The 13,426-nt window shown below is 48.0% G+C and carries 11 protein-coding genes and 1 other annotated feature; of the genes, 1 reads left to right on the plus strand and 10 read right to left on the minus strand.

Annotated features, from left to right (window positions below; translation table 11 throughout):
* Positions 1–88: 88 nt before the first annotated feature.
* The 10 genes from HNQ56_RS04505 to pdxA form a co-directional block, all read right to left on the minus strand.
* On the minus strand, positions 89–1,105 hold the full coding sequence (locus HNQ56_RS04505) for a sensor histidine kinase (protein WP_429143245.1): 1,017 nt from the start codon (positions 1,103–1,105) through the stop codon (positions 89–91).
* Between the two features lie 17 nt (positions 1,106–1,122).
* Complete coding sequence (locus HNQ56_RS04510) at positions 1,123–1,806, minus strand: response regulator transcription factor (RefSeq protein WP_429143247.1); 684 nt, start codon at positions 1,804–1,806, stop codon at positions 1,123–1,125.
* A 156-nt stretch (positions 1,807–1,962) separates the two neighbouring features.
* The gene (gene leuS, locus HNQ56_RS04515) at positions 1,963–4,377 is read right to left on the minus strand and encodes a leucine--tRNA ligase (RefSeq protein ID WP_429143249.1); all 2,415 of its coding nucleotides are present in this window, start codon (positions 4,375–4,377) and stop codon (positions 1,963–1,965) included.
* Positions 4,378–4,545: 168 nt separating this feature from the next.
* Positions 4,546–4,781, minus strand: a binding site (T-box leader).
* Positions 4,782–4,853: 72 nt separating this feature from the next.
* A complete protein-coding gene (locus HNQ56_RS04520; protein ID WP_429143251.1) occupies positions 4,854–5,891 on the minus strand; it encodes a sensor domain-containing diguanylate cyclase in 1,038 nt (345 codons plus the stop codon).
* A gap of 200 nt (positions 5,892–6,091) precedes the next feature.
* The gene (locus HNQ56_RS04525) at positions 6,092–6,901 is read right to left on the minus strand and encodes a polysaccharide deacetylase family protein (RefSeq protein WP_429143253.1); all 810 of its coding nucleotides are present in this window, start codon (positions 6,899–6,901) and stop codon (positions 6,092–6,094) included.
* Positions 6,902–7,023: 122 nt separating this feature from the next.
* Positions 7,024–7,956 (minus strand): tRNA dihydrouridine synthase, encoded by a 933-nt coding sequence (locus tag HNQ56_RS04530; RefSeq protein ID WP_429143255.1) that lies wholly within the window; start codon positions 7,954–7,956, stop codon positions 7,024–7,026.
* A gap of 56 nt (positions 7,957–8,012) precedes the next feature.
* Positions 8,013–8,264, minus strand: a complete 252-nt coding sequence (locus tag HNQ56_RS04535; RefSeq protein ID WP_429143257.1) for a kinase to dihydroxyacetone kinase — start codon at positions 8,262–8,264, stop codon at positions 8,013–8,015.
* Positions 8,265–8,304: 40 nt separating this feature from the next.
* Positions 8,305–11,061 (minus strand): aconitate hydratase AcnA, encoded by a 2,757-nt coding sequence (gene acnA / locus HNQ56_RS04540; RefSeq protein ID WP_429143259.1) that lies wholly within the window; start codon positions 11,059–11,061, stop codon positions 8,305–8,307.
* Positions 11,062–11,089: 28 nt separating this feature from the next.
* On the minus strand, positions 11,090–11,830 hold the full coding sequence (yaaA, locus tag HNQ56_RS04545) for a peroxide stress protein YaaA (RefSeq protein ID WP_429143260.1): 741 nt from the start codon (positions 11,828–11,830) through the stop codon (positions 11,090–11,092).
* Positions 11,831–11,866: 36 nt separating this feature from the next.
* Positions 11,867–12,859: a 4-hydroxythreonine-4-phosphate dehydrogenase PdxA gene (gene pdxA / locus HNQ56_RS04550; protein ID WP_429143262.1), complete on the minus strand. Its 993-nt coding sequence runs from the start codon at positions 12,857–12,859 to the stop codon at positions 11,867–11,869.
* Between the two features lie 412 nt (positions 12,860–13,271).
* On the opposite strand from pdxA, the gene HNQ56_RS04555 reads away from it, so the two are divergent.
* The gene (locus HNQ56_RS04555; RefSeq protein ID WP_429143264.1) at positions 13,272–13,418 is read left to right on the plus strand and encodes a hypothetical protein; all 147 of its coding nucleotides are present in this window, start codon (positions 13,272–13,274) and stop codon (positions 13,416–13,418) included.
* Positions 13,419–13,426 lie beyond the last annotated feature (8 nt).

The raw sequence follows: 13,426 nt of genomic DNA on the forward strand, positions 1-13,426 counted from the left end.
GTTCTTGACTTTTCTTTCCTTTTCAGATTGTAGCACCGGCAGGTGACATACCGGTGACTGGAAAATTACAAAAATGTCACATTTCTCTTTACTTGAAGTAGAAACGAATTACAAACCTGACGCCGCCCTCTTTTTTATTTTCCGCTTTTATGGTGCCGTTCTGCCTTACAATAATCTGTCTGGCTAAGGCCAGTCCTATGCCAATGCTCTGGGAGGAGGAATTCTTCCCTTTATAAAACCGTTCAAAGATACGGGGCAAATCCTCCTCCGAAATTCCGGTTCCATTGTCCTCAACAACCAGTTCTGTAAAAATGGAATTGCAAATTCCGCTTATTTTTATTGTTCCCTGATTTGGAGTATGTTCCATGCAGTTTTTTATTACATTTAAAATTGCTTCCACCGTCCAGGACATATCTCCTATGATATAAGCGTTTTCTTCAATATTCATCTTCAAAAGCTGCCCCTTTAACTCCATAGGAATTAAAACAGTTTCAAGGGAAAGTCTGACGGCCTCCCTTAAATCAATCCTTTCTTCTTTAAAAGAGACCGTTCCCGCATCCAGCTTTGACAGCCTCAGCAGGGCGGAAATCAGCCAGTCAATCCGCTTCATGAGCCCTTTCAGATCTCGGATATAACCTGCCTTCTGCTCTGCCGTGATATCCTCTTTTTCTAAAAAAGTAAGGAGAAGATTAATGGAGGTCAATGGCGTTTTTAATTGATGGGAGATATCCGCCAGGGAGTCTGCCAGATATATTTTATCCTTGCTTAAAGCATCTCTTTGCTCTCTCAGACGGATGACCATCTTTTGTATTTCATTCTGCAGGATGGATAACTCCCCTTCCTTATATACACTGAATTCCACCGCTTCCCGGGAATGGAGCACCTTATCGATTTCCCGGCTCAGACCGGCAATATTCCTATACCTCTTATCAGTAATAATAAAATGCAGGACGGATACCGGAAAGACGGACAAAAACACAGCAATCCCTGTAGGAATACTGATGAAGAAGCCTATGGACGTACCCGCCAATAATACGATAGAAAATAATATGATATCTCTTTTAATCTCGGGATTTCTTACGATTGATGCATTCCTGTTTTTCATTCCTGTCTCCCTGTCTATTACCGCATTAACCCTTCCTCAACCCGGTAGCCAAGGCCGCGGACGGTTTTAATAATGCCGGGATTTTGAGGATCATCTTCGATTTTCTCCCGGAGTCTTTTTATATATACCGTCAGGGTATTGTCATTGACAAAATCACCGGCAATATCCCAGATCTCCTCCAGCAATTTATTCCTTGACAGAATAATCCCCTTATTGTTCATGAACACCAGCAGCAAACGATATTCCAGAGCCGTTAAAAACACTTCCCTCTCCCTTTTTAGCACGACTCCTTTTACGGTATCGATCTTTACATCTCCTGCCTCAAGAAGCTGGGAACCGTTCCCCCTCCTTCTCAGCACGCTGCGGATTCTGGATACCAGCTCTCTCGGCCGGAAAGGCTTTGCAATATAGTCATCAGCCCCCATATCAAGGCCGGTCACCACACTGTATTCATCTCCCGATGCAGTCAGGAATATAACCGGAATATCCCTCTCCTCCTTTGCCGCTTTACATACAATAAAGCCATTGCCGTCCGGCAGCGAGATATCCAGAAGCAATAAATCATAGGGATTGTTACGGATGCTTTCAATGGCAGCCCCCTGCCCTGTCACCGAAGTAATAAGAAATCCTTCCCCTTTTAAAAATTCCGTCAGATGATCCACTATCTGCTTATCATCTTCTACCAGAAGTATATGATACATAAGATGCCTGCCGCCTCCTTCTTACTTTATCTTTCCCTATTTTAACAAATAAAGAGTAAATCTACAACTTAATCCATCAATTGCCGAAGAAAAGGGCCGTTGCAAAATGGAAGAAATTCATTCTGCAACGGCCGAAGCATATTCGTTATACCTTTCCTATTTTACAACAATATTAAGGATTCTTCCGGGGACATAGATGACCTTCACCACGGTCTTGCCCTCCAGCGCCGCCTTAATTGCCGGCAGTTCCATTGCCTTGGGCTGAACCTCCTCCTGCTTCTCATCCAGGGCAATGCTCAGATTGGCTTTCACCTTGCCGTTGATCTGGACCGCAATCTCAACCGTGTCCTCGATGGTCTTCTGCTCATCATACACGGGCCAGGCCTGCTGGTAAATTCTCTCCTTTTCACCTATGGCCTGCCACAGCTCTTCCGTGATATGGGGCGCCACCGGATTCAAGAGAATCAGTAAGGTCTTGAATTCTCCCTTTGTTACGGATCCCTGCTTATAGAATTCATTCACCAGGGACATCATAGCGGCAATTGCCGTATTGTATTTCATGCTCTCATAGTCCAGGCTTACCTTTTTGATGGTCTGGTGCATCTTGGTCTCCAGCCCGGCACGGTAAGCTTCTTCCCCGGTAACCATGTCCTTCAGCTTCCAGACACGATCCATAAAGCGGCGGCAGCCCTTTACGCCTTCGTTGGACCAGGCGGCGCTCAGATCAAAGGCTCCGATAAACATCTCGTAGGTACGCAGGGTATCGGCACCGTACTCGCCCACAATTTCATCGGGATTTACAACATTTCCTCTGGACTTGGACATCTTCTCCCCATTCTCACCGAGAATCATGCCGTGGGAGGTTCTCTTCGCATAAGGCTCCGGCGTGCTTACCAGGCCCTGATCATAGAGGAACTTATGCCAGAAACGGGAATATAAAAGATGGAGGGTGGTATGCTCCATACCGCCGTTATACCAGTCCACCGGCATCCAGTAATCCAGCTCTTCCTTGCTTGCAAAGGCATCCTTGTTATGGGGATCAATATATCTTAAGAAATACCAGGAGGAACCGGCCCATTGGGGCATGGTGTCCGTCTCTCTGTGTGCTTTTCCTTTGCAGGCGGGGCAGGTGGTCTCTACCCAGTCCGTCATGGTCGCCAGAGGGGATTCCCCGTTATCCGTAGGCTCATAGCTCTCCACCTCAGGAAGCATCAGGGGAAGCTCACTTTCCGGAAGCGGCACATAACCGCAGTGGTCACAGTGTACTAACGGGATTGGCTCTCCCCAATAGCGCTGACGGGAGAACACCCAGTCCCTGAGCTTAAAGTTGACTTTCTTCTCTCCAATCCCCTGTTCCTGCAGCCATTCCAGGATCTTTTCCTTGGCCTGGGCAACCTCAAGACCGTTTAAGAAATCCGAATTCACTAATTTACCGGTGCCGGTATTGGTATAGGCGGCTTCCTCCACATTTCCTCCCGCCACCACCTCGATAATGGGAAGCCCGAACTTCCTGGCAAATTCCCAGTCCCGTTCGTCATGTCCGGGCACCGCCATAATTGCGCCGGTTCCATAGGTCATAAGCACGTAGTCGGAGATCCAGATGGGAATTTCCTTGCTGTTGACCGGATTGACCGCCCTAAGTCCTTTGATCTCAACGCCGGTCTTATCCTTTGCCAGCTCTGTTCTCTCAAAATCGGATTTTTTGGCTGCCTGCTCTCGGTAGCTGATCAGCTCCTCATAATTGGCCAGTTCCTCCTTATATTTATCAATCAGAGGATGCTCCGGGGAAACAACCATATAGGTAGCCCCGAAGAGAGTATCGGGCCTGGTAGTGAAAATCCTCAGATTCTCATCCTTGCCGCTAATCTTAAAATCCACCTCCGCACCTACGGAACGGCCGATCCAGTTTACCTGGGACACCTTTATTTTATCAATATAATTCACCAATTCAAGATCATCGATGAGCTTATCGGCATACTCTGTAATCTTCAGCATCCACTGGCTCTTCACCTTGCGGACCACCTCTCCGCCGCAGCGTTCACAGACACCGCCCACCACCTCTTCATTGGCAAGACCGACCTTGCAGGAGGTACACCAGTTAATGGGCATCTCCGACTTATAGGCCAGGCCCTTCTTGAATAACTGCAGGAAGATCCACTGGGTCCATTTATAATAATCCGGATCCGTGGTATTAATCTCCCGGTCCCAGTCAAAGGAATAACCAAGCGACTTCAGCTGCTCTGTAAAACGCTCCACATTCTTCTTTGTGACCAGCTTCGGATGGATGTGATTTTTAATCGCATAGTTTTCCGTGGGAAGTCCAAAGGCATCCCAACCCATGGGATATAATACATTATATCCTTCCAGTCTCCTCTTTCTTGCAATTACGTCCAAGGCGGTATAAGGCCTTGGATGGCCCACATGCAGCCCCTGACCCGAAGGGTAGGGGAACTCCACCAGCGCATAGAACTTCGGCTTTGTCTTATCGGTTCCTACCCGGAATGCCTGCTCCTTCTCCCATATTTCCTGCCATTTTTTCTCCACTTCACCCGGTGAATAATGCTCACTCATTGCTTAACTGCCTCCTTAACTATAATTCAGAGTCCGCTTGCGGACTCTGGCGCTGCCGCCCAGCTGCCTTCAGGCAGCATCACCTTTTGCGCGGCATGTGCATCCTGCGAAGCATGTTATCGTATAGGACGAACTTCCTATACAATAATGAACCTCTTCATCTCATAATCTAGAGACGAAGAGGTTCAATCTGCTTGAACTGCTATCCGCGGTACCACTCTAGTCCACTCACCCCCGAAAGGATCAATGTACTCCTTCGATCTGTAACGGGATCTCCCGCTTTGCCTACTTCATTTCAGCCAAAGAGCTCCAAGGCGAGTTCGAAGTCCTTATCTGCCACGTTCCACCAGCCGTGACTCTCTGTAAGACAGAAGCCTTCTACTACTCCTCTTCATAACCATAATAAATTATAAAATTAAGTTTATTCTATCATTTTTGTTCGTCTTGTCAAGTACAAAGTAAAAATACTGTCAATTTCATCCGACAGATACTTTATTCTTGCCGCCATTCTTGCTCAGATACATGATCTCATCGGCTTTTTTAATCACTTCTTCCAGAGTGAGGGTCTCGTTGTACTTGATATATACACCGATGCTCACGGTAACAGAGATGGAAACACCGTCATAAGAGACGACTGTATGCTCAATATCTTCCCGGATTTTCTCCATCCGCTGTCTGACCTTTTCCCTGTCTGTCATGTTTTGCAAAAAGAGAATAATCTCATCACCGCCGTAGCGGGCTACGATATCATTGGATCTGGTTGCTCCCTGGATCAGCTTTGCAACCTTCTTCAGAACCGCATCTCCCATAGGATGCCCATAGGTATCATTGATGCTTTTGAAATCATCCAGATCTACAATCGCCACACAATAATTCTCTCCCACCAGGTTGGTGACCATATTCAGGGTTTCAAAGAAATACCTCTTATTAAAAATATCCGTCAGACCGTCGCGGAACGCGCTGTCCCGGATCTGCTTGTACAAGAAATTGTTCTCAATGGCAACGCCGATATGATTACCGATTAAGGACAGGAAAACCGCATGCTCCTTGGTAAAATAATTCTTTTCCTTGTGCTGGATCAGAAGAAAACCGATGAGGCGGTTTTCCACCTTCACAGGTACCCCCAGGCAGGAATGGATTCGCTCTCCTGTCCCGGGAGTATCATAGATCGGAGTATCCATGTTAATGATAAATTCCTCATCCCGGTGCTGTATAATCAGGTTTCGCTCCAGCTCTACCCTTTCCTTCGGCAGTCTTTGTGATACCGCTTCGTAGGAATCGTTATCCGTGCGGATGTAAATAGTAGAATGCTCCGCTCCAAACACTCCCACCAGCATATCACTGATTAAATTAAATAAATTAGGATCTTTAATATACTGATTAATATATCTGCTTATCTCAAGAAGATTCGTAAACATATCCAGCTTTTTCTCAAGGGTTGTTACCTTCTGAGATAGGTTATAGATAGTGTTCTCCATAAATTCCTGATATTTATCGAAATGATTTGTCTCCATAGAGTTCCTCTCCTTGTATCTTCCCCAGTCAAACATAACCAGCATTGCATATGGTAAAATGGTACTAGTTCTAGATTCTATTGTAACATCAATATTTGCTATATTCCAGTATAATATTTCATCTTAAGTATATATTTTTCCCGATTTATCTTCTAAATTTTGTAAATTTCTGTTTTACAGGACATTATATACGGCCAGGATTATTGTACCAGTTCATCCAGAGAGCCGAAGGTATACCCCATCTCCTCCCATTTGGTCAGCAGCTCATCCAGAATCTCCGAATTGGTTTTGGAAGTGCTGTGCAGGAGCACTACTGCTCCGGGATGAATCCTTCCAAGGAGCTTCTCAAATGCTGCTTCTCTGGTCGGCTGCTTGTCATTATACCAATCCACATAGGCCAGGCTCCAAAAGAAGGTGGAATAGCCCAGTTCCTTTGCCATCTTCAGGTTGTTGATGCTGTATTTTCCCTGAGGAGGGCGATAATATTTTACCATCTTCTGTCCGGTTGCCTTTTCAAATGCATTTTCCAGGTCCTCCAGCTCCTTGCGGAAGGAATCCGGCGAGGAAATGCTTGACATATTGGGATGGTTATAGGTATGGTTGGCTACCTGGTGCCCTTCGTCCAGCATCTGTTTGACCAGCTCCGGCTGTGTTGTGATGTAATTGCCAACCAGGAAAAAGGTCGCCTTTACCCCATGCTTTTTCAAGGCTTCCAATATGGCAGGCGTATATCCGTTCTCATAGCCGGCATCAAAGGTGAGATAAATCACTTTCTTCCCCGTATCTCCAATATAATAGGCATTATATTTCTTCATCTCGGCAGGTGTCGCATTCCCCGTAGGCGGCTGGCCCTTCGCTCCAAAACCCAACCCCCAGTTATCTCCCGCACTCTCCTTCACCAGTTCCTTGGCATATGCGTTCTTCAGCATTGCAATTCCGCCGCCCAGTAAATATAAAAATAAGAACATCAGTGCCAGCAGAATTATTTTTTTCCGCTTTAATATTTCCATAAAATTAACTCCGGTAAATATACGTTACTACAGTATATTTACCGGAGCCGGTGAGAATACCAATAACTTGCCGGAAGTACCGTCTGCCGGGCCGCTTCCCCTATATCTCCTTGCGCCTTTCCTTAATTTACCCCTTGGGCAAACAATTCGGCTACCGCCGTCTCATACTCTGAAGATTTTCCTGCTTTTCTTATTTTCTTCGATGATTTGTCACTGTCCGGAAACAGCCGGATGAAATAGCTCCAGAACTCTTTCATTTTAAATAAAGTGTTCCGTTCATCCCCAATCTCCCTCAGATACCCCTGATAGACCTCATCATGGAACGCTTCCAGCCGGCTTTGCTCCGGATACGGATTTCCGGTTATCTCACTGAGGAGACGCGGGTCCGCCAGCAGCCCCCGCCCAAGCATCACTGCCTTTAAATCCGGATAGGTCCGGGTTATCTGCCGGAAACCTTCCGCCGTGATAATATCCCCATTATAGCCGAGAGGATTTCGGCTGAGTCTTACCGCATCCGAAAAAACCGCCATATTCGGAGTATTCTTATAGTAATCCTTCTGAAGCCTCGGGTGGATGATCAATTCGGTAATGGGATATTTATTAAATATTTCAATTAATTCATAGAATTCTTCCGGATCTTCCTTGCCGATCCGGGTCTTCACGGAAATCCTGGTTACCGATGCCTCAAATATCTCCTCCAGAAAAGCATCCAGCTGCTCCCTTCTGGCAAGAAAGCCGGCCCCCTTATTCTTTGCTACCACCGTGCCGGAGGGACACCCCAGATTCAAATTGATTTCCTCATAGCCTAGCCGCTTGATCTTTTCCGAGGTATGGATAAAATCCTTTGCCTGGTTCGCCAGAAGCTGGGGTACCAGAAAAAGCCCCCGGTTATTCTCCGGAAGGATATCCTTGCTGTCCCGGGATTTAAATCCCTCCTGCTGATTCGCCGCAATAAAGGGCGAGAAATATTTATCTATCCCCGGAAAATACTTGTGGAATGCATTGCGGTAAACATACCCCGTCAGTCCCTCCATGGGTGCAAAATATAAGTTCATATTCCAGTAACTCCTTGTCCGGTGTCAATTCTTTCGGTGTCAGCCACCATTTATTTCTATCCCTGCAAGCCCTTCGACTGCCTCTCCATATCTTCCACTACAATATCATAGATCTCTCCTAAGGATGCACAATACTTCAGCACCTCCCATGGCTCATTGGTATGGAAATGGATTTTGATCAGTTCCTCATCTCCTACCGCCAGCAGGCAATCTCCTTTCAGATTATTAGTAAAATAATCATTAATTACATCCTCATCAAGATTGTTTCCTTCAATTAATAACTGTGTATCGTATCTGAATTCAAGCATTATTTTTTCCTCTCTTCCGAATTAAAATATCTCTGGAGTATCACTGCTCCTGGCTGATGGCAAATTTCTGACGCAGCACCATGGGAAGAATCCCTCCGTGCCGGTAATAATCAATGTCAACCTGGGAATCAAAGCGAACCGCCGCCAGGAATTCGGTCACCTTTTGGCTGCCCGCGGTCGCAACCATCCTGACTTTATCCCTTGGCTTTACATCCGGCTCCAATTGGATCTCAAAGATCTCTTCTCCCGTAATCCCCAGGCTCTTTGCTGTCTGTCCGTCAATGTATTGAAGGGGCAGAATTCCCATCATAACCAGATTGGACCGGTGAATCCGTTCAAAGCTCTCCGCCAGCACCGCCCTTACTCCAAGGAGGCTGGGGCCTTTGGCGGCCCAATCCCTGGAGGAGCCCATTCCATAATCCTTGCCCGCCAGCACCAGCAAGCCGGTCTTGCTTTCCTTATAGCGCAGGCTGGCATCATAGATGGACATTTGCTCTCCCGTGGGCAGATAGGTGGTATATCCGCCTTCGGTTCCCGGTGCAAGCTGGTTGCTGATCCGTACATTGGCAAAGGTACCCCTCATCATCACCTCATGATTTCCTCTTCGTGAGCCATAGGTATTAAACTGCTCCGGCTCCACCCCATGCTCCCGGAGATACCTGCCTGCCGGCGTATTCCTGCCGATGGCTCCCGCGGGAGAGATATGGTCTGTTGTGATGGAATCACCGAATTTTGCAAGGACTCTTAAGCCTGTAAGGCCTGCCATCTCTCCGGGCTCCATGGCAAAGCCCGCAAAGAAAGGCGGCTTTTGAATATAGGTGGAAACCTCTGAAAAGTCATAGAGCTTCCCTTCCGCGCCGGAGATCTCATTCCACATATCATTTTCAAAGATGGACTGATATACCTGGGAGAACAATCCGGGGGTTACGTGATCTCGAACCGCCTGGGATATCTCCTCCGGCGACGGCCAGATCTCCTTCAGATATATCTCCCTGCCATCCTTTCCCATTCCCAGGGGCTCCTTTAACAAATCAATATTCACGGTGCCCGCCAGGGCATATGCAATTACCAGGGGCGGGGATGCCAGATAATTTGCCTTAACCTGGGCGTGAATCCGGCCCTCAAAATTACGGTTTCCGGATAATACTGAGGTCACCAACAGATCCTGCTCCTTCACCAGCTCCGATATCTCCGGCAGCAGCGGCCCGGAATTGCCGATGCAGGTGGCACAGCCATAGCCCACGATCTGAAAGCCCAGCTGATTCAGATAATCCTGCAGGCCGGCGGCCTTCAGATATCCGGTCACAACCTTGGAGCCCGGTGCCAGGGAGGTCTTAACATGAGCGGGCACCCGAAGTCCGCGCTCTACCGCTTTCCGTGCCAGGATACCGGCTCCCAGCATGACACTGGGATTGGAGGTATTGGTACAGGAGGTGATAGAAGCAATCACCACGGAGCCGGTCTCCATCACAGAGCTTCTTCCGTCCTCCAGCCGAAGCTCCGCCTTCTTCTCAAATACCTTGGGCGGTAAGCCATGTCCCTGGTTCCCCTTGGGCGCGGTGACGGATTCTTGGAATCTGGCCTTCATCTCCTCCAGAGGGATCAGATCCTGGGGACGCTTAGGCCCGGCCAGGGCGGCTGTCACAGTGGTCAGATCCAGCGTCAGCACCTCGGAATAGCGGGGCTCTTCTTTATATTCATTGAACATGCCGTTGGCTTTCAGATAAGCTTCTGCCAGCCTGACCTGCTCCTCGTCCCTGCCTGTCAGCCTCAGATAGGCAATAGCCGCCTCATCCACGGGAAAGAAACCGCAGGTAGCGCCGTATTCCGGAGCCATATTGGCAATCGTAGCCCGGTCTGCCAGGGAGAGACGCTTCACTCCTTCTCCGAAATATTCCACAAATTTATCAACGACTCCCCGTTCACGCAGCAGTTTGGTCAGCCTCAGCGTCAAGTCCGTTGCCGTTACTCCGGCGGGCAGCTCGCCTGTCAGACGGACTCCGATGACCTCCGGTACCGGAAGATAGGAAGGCTGCCCCAGCATTCCGGCTTCTGCCTCGATCCCTCCGACACCCCAGCCCAGAACGCCCAATCCGTTAATCATCGTGGTATGGGAATCCGTTCCTACCAGAGTATCCGGGTAGAGATAAGCTTTCCCCCCAAGGTTCTTCTCCAGCACCACCTTGGCCAGATACTCCAGATTCACCTGATGTACAATCCCATTGGCCGGAGGCACCACGGAAAAATGGTCAAAGGCTTTCTTCGCCCAGCTCAGAAACTGGTACCGCTCTCCGTTGCGCTCAAATTCCAGTCTGCTGTTCTCGTACAGGGCATCATGCGTACCATAGCGGTCCACCTGAACCGAATGATCTATCACAAGATCCACCGCAACCTCAGGATTGATCTGATTGACATACGCTGCTCGCTCCTGCTCCGTCTTCCCCTGCCCTTTGGCAAGCTCATCCATAGCCGTTCGCATGGAAGCCAGATCCAGCACTGCCGGCACCCCGGTAAAATCCTGCAGAATAACTCTGGCCGGCTTAAAGGGAACCTCCTGGGGTCCGGAATCCGCCTCTCCGGCCTCTTTCCTTCCCCATGCTGCAAGTCTTTGCACATGCTCCTCCTTTATAACATAACCATCCTGCTGCCTCAGTACCGATTCTAACAGCACTTTGACGGAATAGGGCAGGCTTTCGATTTCATAGCCTTCCTCCTTCAGAGATTGCAGGGAATAATAGTAATAGGTTTTTTGGTTGATTTGAAGCTTCTTTAAAGCTCTGTCCTTCAAGGTTGTCATAGTTACCTCCATTCCGGCATGCCAATGCCTATTCCTTTATAAATACCAACTGTCCTTCCTCTGATTCCTCCGGCCGGTAACGGTAGCCCAGCCGGTCAAATTCCTTTAACCCGTCAAGCTCCTCTATCCCATTCTCGGCCATAAAGCGGACCATTTCTCCCCGTGCCATCTTCGCATAGGTTCCCTTCGTCACGATTCTGCCCTTCCGGTACTCACCAAAAACACAGGTCACCAGCCTCCGGCCCTTCTCCAAATGCTCTTCCAGGCATCTGCCGTATTCCCTGGATGCCAGATTTAATACCGTGTCCGTATCCTCATATACCTTCCGGCAGATACGGTCTCCCCAATATTCATACAAACCCTTGAGTCCGGAAAGCTTCACCTCCGCCTGCATCTCCAGACGGTAGGGAACGACTCCGTCCAGAGGCCGGAGCAGACCATAAAAGCCGGACAGAATGTACAGATGCCGGTTCACATATTCCCAGTGTCCTGTCTCAAACACCTTCGGGGCCATATATTGATACTGAATCCCTTCATAGGCTATCAAAGCCGGGGTCAGCCCTTTTGTTAGATCCATATTCTTAAGCCGTTCGTAATTTGTTAACGCGATCCTATCATTGCATTTCCAAAGCTCCTTCAGCTCATGAAAGCCGAACCCTTGCAGATATTTCATTAATTCTTCCGCCCTGTCTAAAAAGCATGGCAGGGATGCTGCCTCATACTCCAGGTCAACATTCATCTTCTTGGCCGGCGATATTACAATTTTCAAAGCTTGTCCTCCGTAACGATCGGGTGTCAGACACCATTACCTAAAATTCTTTGAATACTTTGCCCCCAGCAGAATTGCTTCCACCATACTGACTTCACTGGCAATGCCTTTGCCTGCGATATCCATGGCGGTTCCATGATCCACGGAGGTTCGAAGAATCGGCATTCCTCCGGTAATGGCAATTGTCCTCTCAAAATCCAGCGTCTTGGCGGCAATATGCCCCTGATCATGATACAAGGACAGCACGCTGTTAAACCGCCCCTGCAATGCCAAATGGAATACGGAGTCCGCCCCAATGGGACCAACCACATCATACCCCTCTGCCTGCAATTCTTCTACAGCCGGAGCTACGTGCCTGACTTCTTCCTCACCGAACAGTCCATGCTCGCCGCTATGAGGATTTAAACCGGCAATTGCCATGGTTCCGTCCGTCACACCAAGCTTCTCCAGAACCTCCTTGCACCGCTTCACATAATCCGTAATCCGGTCCTTGGTGACCAGATCACAAGCCTGGCGAAGAGATACGTGACGGGTCAGGAAGAATACCCGCATCCCATGCACTTCAAACATGGTCAGGGGATCCCTGGTTCCTGTCAGCGCTCCGAAGATCTCCGTATGGCCGATGAAATCCACCTTTCCCGCTTTCAGGGATTCCTTATTAATGGGCGTGGTGGCCACCGCTGCCACCTCTCTGTTATTGGCAAGCTCGATGCTTTTCGCAATATACTCATAGGCTGCCTTCCCGCACATACCGCTCACCCGGCCGATTTGGAATTCCTCCATGTCCACATTGTCCAGATCAATTAGATTCAGGATACCTTCTCTGTAATCTCCATCCTTTGGATGCTCAATTAGCTTCACTTTCAGACCGGCCCCTGTAAAACGAATGGCATCCCCGATAATTTTGCGGTCTCCTATAATAATGCAGTCGGCGGCCTCCATTACCTCCTGTCTTGCGAGTGCTTTCACTGCAATCTCCGGACCAATACCAGCCGGATCTCCCATGGGAATTGCTATGAATGGTTTCATTCTTCTATTCTCCTTTATACTCATCACTTTGTACCTGTTTCTATCAATAAAATACCCGGTTAGTCAAATAATCATGTCAGAAAAAGGACTGGCAACAGTCCTATTAGGAATACTTCCAATCCAGTTCTAATTACAGTGTATCACATGAATTGCATCTTAACAAATTGTTTTTCATTAGAGAGAGGTTAACGAAAAGCATCCACAAAATGCCGCGGATTGAGGCAAAAATGTAATAATGCTGAAATTTACTCTGTATTTTCGTGTTTTTTCTAAAGCAAAGTTCCTTGAAGCTTATCTAATATAGCTGTTATAATAGATTAATCATCCATATCTATTTTCTTCCTTCTCTGGCATTTCCGCCAGTCAATATAGTTATTTTATTGCAAAGCTAAGGGAGTATGAAGCCAAAAGAATGGTCAAAGAAGAAATTGCTGATTTGCTGGAGCTGGAAGAAACGGCTGTAGACACTGTAGAGAAGCTGCTGAAGGAATACCCTGAGAGCTCTACAGCAGAGATAGCTCAGTTGCTCATATCGAAGAAAATCGTTATTAAATTGTGATGATAATA

Source organism: Anaerotaenia torta (assembly GCF_050433395.1).
Taxonomy (GTDB): Bacteria; Bacillota; Clostridia; order Lachnospirales; family Lachnospiraceae; genus Mobilitalea; species Mobilitalea torta.

What these genes read in the sequence shown, in the direction of transcription:
- HNQ56_RS04505 (WP_429143245.1), bottom strand. Translation starts at nt 1,105, where the DNA reads ATGAAAAACAGGAATGCATCAATCGTAAGAAATCCCGAGATTAAAAGA.
- HNQ56_RS04510 (WP_429143247.1), bottom strand. Translation starts at nt 1,806, where the DNA reads ATGTATCATATACTTCTGGTAGAAGATGATAAGCAGATAGTGGATCAT.
- leuS (WP_429143249.1), bottom strand. Translation starts at nt 4,377, where the DNA reads ATGAGTGAGCATTATTCACCGGGTGAAGTGGAGAAAAAATGGCAGGAA.
- HNQ56_RS04520 (WP_429143251.1), bottom strand. Translation starts at nt 5,891, where the DNA reads ATGGAGACAAATCATTTCGATAAATATCAGGAATTTATGGAGAACACT.
- HNQ56_RS04525 (WP_429143253.1), bottom strand. Translation starts at nt 6,901, where the DNA reads ATGGAAATATTAAAGCGGAAAAAAATAATTCTGCTGGCACTGATGTTC.
- HNQ56_RS04530 (WP_429143255.1), bottom strand. Translation starts at nt 7,956, where the DNA reads ATGAACTTATATTTTGCACCCATGGAGGGACTGACGGGGTATGTTTAC.
- HNQ56_RS04535 (WP_429143257.1), bottom strand. Translation starts at nt 8,264, where the DNA reads ATGCTTGAATTCAGATACGATACACAGTTATTAATTGAAGGAAACAAT.
- acnA (WP_429143259.1), bottom strand. Translation starts at nt 11,061, where the DNA reads ATGACAACCTTGAAGGACAGAGCTTTAAAGAAGCTTCAAATCAACCAA.
- pdxA (WP_429143262.1), bottom strand. Translation starts at nt 12,859, where the DNA reads ATGAAACCATTCATAGCAATTCCCATGGGAGATCCGGCTGGTATTGGT.
- HNQ56_RS04555 (WP_429143264.1), top strand. Translation starts at nt 13,272, where the DNA reads ATGGTCAAAGAAGAAATTGCTGATTTGCTGGAGCTGGAAGAAACGGCT.